6 protein-coding genes are annotated in these 6240 nt (G+C 75.3%); 2 read left to right on the top strand and 4 right to left on the bottom strand.

The genetic code is table 11. From position 1 onward, the window contains the following. Nucleotides 1-256: 256 nt before the first annotated feature. Complete coding sequence (locus ACZ3X1_RS01400) at nucleotides 257-1300, top strand: hypothetical protein (protein ID WP_467275501.1); 1044 nt, start codon at nucleotides 257-259, stop codon at nucleotides 1298-1300. Nucleotides 1301-1422: 122 nt separating this feature from the next. On the opposite strand, the gene ACZ3X1_RS01395 is transcribed toward ACZ3X1_RS01400, so the two are convergent. Genes ACZ3X1_RS01395 through ACZ3X1_RS01385 form a run of 3 tightly spaced genes read right to left on the bottom strand, consistent with a single transcriptional unit; the run spans nucleotide 1423 to nucleotide 4099 of the window. Continuing rightward, nucleotides 1423-2448 carry an NAD(P)/FAD-dependent oxidoreductase gene (locus ACZ3X1_RS01395; protein ID WP_467275499.1) on the bottom strand — a complete coding sequence of 342 codons (1026 nt, stop codon included), beginning with the start codon at nucleotides 2446-2448 and terminating at the stop codon, nucleotides 1423-1425. Continuing rightward, nucleotides 2445-2999: an isoprenylcysteine carboxyl methyltransferase family protein gene (locus tag ACZ3X1_RS01390; RefSeq protein WP_356815802.1), complete on the bottom strand. Its 555-nt coding sequence runs from the start codon at nucleotides 2997-2999 to the stop codon at nucleotides 2445-2447. The genes ACZ3X1_RS01395 and ACZ3X1_RS01390 overlap by 4 nt, the downstream gene beginning before the upstream one ends. Before the next feature lie 41 nt (nucleotides 3000-3040). Next, a complete protein-coding gene (locus ACZ3X1_RS01385; protein WP_467275497.1) occupies nucleotides 3041-4099 on the bottom strand; it encodes a type III polyketide synthase in 1059 nt (352 codons plus the stop codon). Nucleotides 4100-4175: 76 nt separating this feature from the next. Here ACZ3X1_RS01385 and ACZ3X1_RS01380 point away from each other — a divergent pair, with 76 nt between their 5' ends. After that, a complete protein-coding gene (locus tag ACZ3X1_RS01380) occupies nucleotides 4176-5045 on the top strand; it encodes a UbiA family prenyltransferase (RefSeq protein ID WP_467275495.1) in 870 nt (289 codons plus the stop codon). A gap of 130 nt (nucleotides 5046-5175) precedes the next feature. Here the strand turns inward: ACZ3X1_RS01380 and ACZ3X1_RS01375 are convergent, their stop codons facing one another. Beyond that, nucleotides 5176-6210, bottom strand: a complete 1035-nt coding sequence (locus tag ACZ3X1_RS01375; RefSeq protein ID WP_467275493.1) for a PHP domain-containing protein — start codon at nucleotides 6208-6210, stop codon at nucleotides 5176-5178. Nucleotides 6211-6240: the final 30 nt, after the last annotated feature.

The raw sequence follows: 6240 nt of genomic DNA, 5'->3' as shown, positions 1-6240 counted from the left end.
CGCGCGCCCCGCCGCGGTTTGCCTGTTTTGGGGGCCGGTCCCTGCCCTTTACCGGGGGGTGGGCCTAAAACGCCCCGCCGCCCGGGGGGTATTTTCACGACACCACCAGTGGCCCGGGCGGGGACCCCCGTTTGCCCGCCCCGAATGGCGCAGTGGGCGGAAGTGGCCCTCAATGTAACAAAGCGTGCGCTTCCCATGACGCACGATGACCGGCGCGCGATTGCGTAGACCCGCGCGTCGGCGAACGGAGCTTTCCATGAATGACCCCATCGCTCTCGCGGCGACGCAACACGAAGACCGCCACGGGACCCCCGACACCACCGCCCCGGAGATCTCGGACATACCGGACGCCGTCGACGTCCCAGACACATCCGAGGCCCTGGACCCGCCCGACCCGCCCGACGCCTCCGACGCGCAGACCACCCAGCGCATGCGGACCCTCCTCGAAACCGCCGCCACCTGCCGTCCGGTGGAGGAGGTCACCGCGCTGGTGAGCCTCCTCAAGGAGGACGGCCCACTGCCCGACGCCGGACACGACGCGCTGCGCACGGCCGCCGTGACCCGGCCCGTGCAGGACGTACAGCGGATGGTCACCCTGTTGGGCGAGGCCCCGCAGGAGGTGGGCGAAGCGGACATCACGCTGCGCGCCGCCGCCGTCGGACGGTCGATCGAGGACGTCGCCCTGCTGGTGAACATCCTCGGCAAGGACGCGCCCGGCGAGCCGGAACAGCAGCACCGCACCGGGCCCGCCGGAGCCGCCAGGGCGGCCGTACCCGCCGTACCGGCCGCGGCTCCGTCCCCGGGACGGCGCGAGGAGCCGTACGGAGTCCCGTATCCGACCCTGTACGACGCGCCCCACCAGGTGCAGGTGCAGTCCCGGCGGCCCGCTCCCGCCCGCGCCGGGGAAGCGGCCCGCACGCCGGCGCTGCGGCACGCACTGCGCTGGCCGGTGGCGATCGCCCTGCTGGTCAGCGGTGCCCTCCACCTGCCGGAGGATGTGATGGCCCTGCCGCCGGCGAGACCGCTCGGCCTCCTGCCCCTCCTGGTCACCGCGGTGTGCCTGGGCATCGGTGGGCTGGTGGCGCTGCGCGACACCACGGCCGTGTGGCGGGCCGGCGCGGGCACGGCGCTGGGCGTGGTCGCCCTGCACGTGATCGGCGGCTCGCTCGCCTTCGACCCGCTGGCCGGCACCGTGGGCGGCTCGCAGACCTGGGCCGCGGCCGCCGTCATGCTGAGCGCGGCGGCCGGCGCGGTCCTGGCCGGTCTCGCACTGAGGAACCGGCAGGAGACCTCGGGCTGACCGACCGGCGGCCGCAACCGCCGCAGCGGCACCCCGCGCATCCGCGCGCGGGGTGCCGCTGCGGCGGTTGCGGCCGCCTCGGCCCTAGTCTCCGCCTCCGCCTCGGCCCTCAGCCCTCAGCTTCAGGCGAGCAGGTTGACCGCCCTCGTGAACACGCGTGGCAGCCGTGCGGCCAGCGGGACGATCCGGGGTGCGAGGCGCGGCCGCCGACGGGCCCAGAGCAGCGACTCGGTGAGGGCGCGGTAGCTACGCGACAGGTCGCGCCAGGCCTGCTCGTAGGCCTGCGGCCGACCCGCCCGTACGCAGCGCACCAGCTCGCCCGCGGCCGTCACGGCCAGGGTGAGCCCCTCGCCGGTCAGGGCGTCCACGTATCCCGCGGCGTCCCCGACGAACAGCACCCGCCCCGCGACGCGTACGCGCGCGCCCTGGCGCAGCGGCCCGGCGCCGCGCACGGGCGTGTCGTCGCAACCGGCGAGCCGGGCCGCCAGTCGGGGGAAGCGGGCGAGCTGTTCGTCGAAGGGCGCCTGGTCGGTGGTGAGGACCGCCACGCCGATCCGGTCGGGCGCCAGCGGGGTGACGTAGGCCTCGCACCGCGGCGACCAGTGCACTTCGACGAGGTCGCTCCACGGCTCGACGGTGTAGTGGCGGCGCAGGCCGTAGCGGGCCGGCCTGCGGGCAGTGGCCGGCGCCGACAGGCCCAGTCCGCGCCGGACGGGGGAGTGCAGGCCGTCCGCCGCCACGAGGTAGCGGGCGGTGAGCCCGGCCGCGGTGACGTGGTCGACGCCCTGGCGCACCTGGCCGACGCGTTGCGGCAGGACCTGTACGCCGAGCCGCGCCGCCCGCTCGGCGAGCGCGGCCTGAAGGTCCGTACGGCGGGCGCCGAGGCCGGGCCCGGCCCGGAAGAGCCCCTCCGCCTGCAGGCCGCTCGCGTCGTCGACGTAGCGGATGCCGCGGAACGGCTGCCCGGCCACGGACACGCCCAGCTCTCCGAGGCGGCGGACCGCCCCGGGCATCAGGCCTTCTCCGCAGGCCTTGTCGATGGGGGTGGGCCGCGGTTCCACCACCACGACCTCCAGGCCGGCGAGGGCGCCGTGGATGGCGGTCGCCAGCCCGGCGGGACCACCGCCCGCGATCAGCAGGTCGATCATGACGGCGCACCCGTCGACGGGACGGAGGCGGGGGCGCGCAGCCGTCCGCCGTCCGTCAGGGCCGCGTCCTCGCAGCCGATCCGTACGCGCAGCAGCACCAGATTGAGCACGGTGAAGCCGAGTGCGGTCACCCAGGCAGAGTGCACCAGGGGCAGCGCGGCCCCCTCCGCGACCACCGCCACGTAGTTGGGGTGGCGCAGCACCCGGTACGGGCCACGCTCCACCAGCGGCAGTCCGGGTACGACGATCACCCGGGTGTTCCAGCGCGGACCGAGGGCGGCGATGCACCACCAGCGCAGGCCCTGCGCCGCGACGACGACGGCGAGGGCCGACCAGCCGAGCAGCGGGACGAACGGCCGCCCCGCCACCGCCGGTTCGACCACGCAGCCCACCAGCAGCGCGGTGTGCAGGGCGACCATGGCCGGGTAGTGGCCGCGGCCGTACTCGCGGCCGCCGCGCGCCAGGCTCCAGGCGGCGTGGCGGCGGGCGGTGACGAGTTCGGCGAGCCGCTCGGCGGCGACGAGGCAGATGAGCAGCAGGTACAGGCTCATGGAGGTCAGCGAGGTCAGTGAGGTCATCGAGTTCACCGGGGTCACCAGCGCAGGAGGACGAGTTCGGAGGCGAAGCCGGGGCCGAAGCCGAGCATCAGCCCGACGGACCCGGGCGGCGGTCCGGCACTGCGGACGCCTTCGAGGATGTGCAGGACCGAGGCGGAGGAGAGGTTGCCCACGGCGGCCAGCGAACGCCGGCTCGCCGCGAACGCCGACTCCGGCAGCCCCAGCGCGTCCGAGAGCGCGTCGAGGATCTTCGGGCCGCCGGGATGGCAGATCCAGGCGTCGACGTCCGCGGGTTTGAGGTCGTGGGCGGCGAGGAAGCTCTCCACCTCCTCGGCCACGTGCAGCCGTGCCAGGTCCGGGAGTTCACGGCCGAGCACCATGCGCATGCCCCAGTGGCCGATGTCCCAGCCGAGGAGGTGTTCGGTGCCGGGGTAGAGACGGCTGCGCGTGGCGACGACTTCGGGGCCGGCGCCCGTCGCGTGCAGGGGATGGTCGTGGCCCACCGCCACCAGGGCGGCCGCACCGTCGCCGAAGAGGGCGCCCGCGACCAGGTTCGCCATCGAGGAGTCGGTGGCCTGGAGGGTGAGCGAACAGAGCTCGGTGGAGAGCAGGACCGCCGCGTGGCCGGGCCGCCCCGCGAGCAGGTCGTGCAGATGGCCCAGCCCGGCGGCTCCGGCGGCGCATCCGAGGCCGAAGAGCGGCAGCCGGCGTACGTCGGGTCGCAGCCCGGCCCGGGTGGCGAGGCGGGCCTCCAGCGAGGGCGTCGCCAGCCCGGTCACGGTGGTCGACATGACCAGGTCGACCTCGGAAGCCGTCACGCCGACGTCGGCGAGGGCGAGTTCGAGCACCCGCGGCCCGAGTTCGAGGGCCGTCTCCACGAACAGGGCGTTCGTCGTGCCGAAGTCGTTCGCGGGCCCGTAGCGCTCCAGGGGGAGCGCGAGATTGCGGCTCTCCACGCCCACGGAGGCGTGGACCCGGCGCAGCAGGGCGGTGTCGGAGCCGGGAGGCAGGAAGCGGGCGAGCGCCTCCGTGATCTCGGCCTGCGGATGGCGATGGGGCGGGAACACGCTGCGCACTGCCAGGACACGTGTCATTGAGTCACCATAGAAAACAACTGACACTTCGTTACGAATCACCGAATTCGGGCGCGGCGCCGCATAGCGTGTCGCCGTGCCCGTGCGAACCCCGCAGATCACCGAGAACGGCGGCAGTGGTGCGGTCGCCCGCGCCGGACGTGCCCTCTCGGGCCTGCCGGCGGCGTGCCACCCGCTGCCCGCGTTGGCCGTGACCCTCTTCACCGCCGTGCTGGCGGTCGCCGCGGGCCACGGCCCGCCGGGGGTCGCCCTCACCGCCGGGGCGGTGGCCGCCGGCCAGCTGTCGGTGGGCTGGTGCAACGACCGGGCCGACCTGTCGCGCGACCGGGTCACGGGCCGACGGGACAAGCCCCTGGTCGCCGGTACGGCGTCACCCGCCGCGGTGGCCCGAGCGGCCGCGGTGGCGCTCCTGGCCTGCGTTGCGCTGTCGCTGGCGGCCGGTGCGCCCGCCGGCTGCGTGCACCTGGCCGGTGTGGCGGCCGCCTGGGCGTACAACCTGCGGCTCAAGGGCACGGTCGTCTCCTGGGCCCCGTACGCCCTGGCCTTCGGCCTGCTGCCCGCCTTCGTCACCCTCGGCCTGCCCGGTGCGCCCTGGCCGCCGCCGTGGCTGATGGCGGCCGCGGCCCTGCTCGGCGCGGGCGCGCACTTCGCCAACGTCCTGCCCGACATCGACGACGACCTGGCCACCGGCGTGGTGGGACTGCCCCAGCGGCTCGGTGCCCGGCGCTCGGCCGCCCTGGCCGGGCTGCTCGTCCTGGGCTCGGCCGCGGCCCTCGTGGCGGGACCGCCGGGGCGGGTGACGGCGTACGGCTGGGCGCTGCTGGCCGCGACGGCCGCGGCCCTGCTCCTCGCATCCCGCAGACCCGCGGGCAGGATCCCCTTCCGCACGGTGATGGCGGTGGCCGGAGCCGATGTCATCCTGCTGGCGGCCGAACTCCGCCCCTGAGCGTCGTGCCACGGGAACGCGTCGCGCAGCGGCAGGGTGAGACCCCTGGCTCGTGTCGTCAAAGTCCCGCCTGGTCGGCGGGGCGCCGACCCCGCCCTTCGGGCGGCCGACGCCACTTCGACGACACTCCCTAAGGCGCGCGCCGGGTGCGGGTCCAGGCCAGGAGGTCGTCCGCCGGCCAGGTGTTGACGACGCGTTCCGTCGGGACACCGCATTCCACGGCCCGTTCGCAGCCGAGGACCTGCCAGTCCAGCTGGCCCGGGGCGTGCGCGTCCGTGTCGATCGCGAAGAAAGTTCCGGCCGCCACGGCCAGCCGCAGCAGCCGCCGCGGCGGGTCCAGACGTTCGGGCCGGCTGTTGATCTCCACGGCGGTACCGGCCTCCGCGCAGGCCGCGAACACCGCCTCGGCGTCGAACTGCGACTCCGGACGGCCGCGGCCGGTGACCAGCCGGCCCGTGCAGTGGCCCAGGACGTCCATCAGCGGATTGCTTACGGCCGCCACCATCCGCCGGGTCATCGCGGGCGCGTCCATCCGCAGTTTCGAGTGGACCGAGCCGACGACGAGATCGAGCCGTTCCAGCAGCTCCGGCTCCTGGTCGAGCGCCCCGTCGTCGAGGATGTCGCACTCGATCCCGGTCAGCAGCCGGAAGGGCGCCCAGCCGGCGTTGAGCTCGGCCACCACGTCGAGCTGTTCGCGCAGCCGGTCCGGGGAGAGGCCCCGGGCGACCGTCAGCCGCGGCGAGTGGTCGGTCAGCACCGCCCACTCGTGGCCCAGACCGGCCGCCGCCCGGCCCATCGCCTCGATCGGGCTGCCGCCGTCCGACCAGTCCGAGTGCAGGTGGCAGTCCCCGCGCAGCGCCGCCCGCAGCGCGGCGGCGGCGGGCGGGGCCGCAGGCCCCTCGGGAAGCGCGGCGGCCTCGTCCTCCAGGGCCTGCAGATAGGACGGCACCGTGCCGGCGAGAGCCTCCTGCACGACCTTCGCCGTCTTGGGGCCGAGGCCCCTGACTGCTTCCAGGGAGCCGGCGGCGGCCCGCTGGGCCACTTCCTCCCGGCCCATGCCCGCGACGACGGCGGACGCCGTCCGGAAGGCCCGCACCCGGTAGGTGGGTGCCAGTGAGCGCTCCAGCAGGAACGCGATCCGGTCCAGCGCCGCAACCGGGTCCATCGGCCACCTCCTGCCGCACGCCGCTCGGGT

This window comes from Streptomyces sp. NPDC023541, from assembly GCF_055559995.1.
The sequence above is the reverse complement of the archived record's forward strand: the minus strand, read 5'-3'. Positions and strand labels throughout refer to the sequence as shown.

Bases quoted from the DNA above. Each gene is read 5' to 3' on its own strand.
- ACZ3X1_RS01385 (WP_467275497.1), bottom strand. From the start codon at position 4,099: ATGACACGTGTCCTGGCAGTGCGCAGCGTGTTCCCGCCCCATCGCCAT.
- ACZ3X1_RS01400 (WP_467275501.1), top strand. From the start codon at position 257: ATGAATGACCCCATCGCTCTCGCGGCGACGCAACACGAAGACCGCCAC.
- ACZ3X1_RS01395 (WP_467275499.1), bottom strand. From the start codon at position 2,448: ATGATCGACCTGCTGATCGCGGGCGGTGGTCCCGCCGGGCTGGCGACC.
- ACZ3X1_RS01390 (WP_356815802.1), bottom strand. From the start codon at position 2,999: ATGAGCCTGTACCTGCTGCTCATCTGCCTCGTCGCCGCCGAGCGGCTC.
- ACZ3X1_RS01375 (WP_467275493.1), bottom strand. From the start codon at position 6,210: ATGGACCCGGTTGCGGCGCTGGACCGGATCGCGTTCCTGCTGGAGCGC.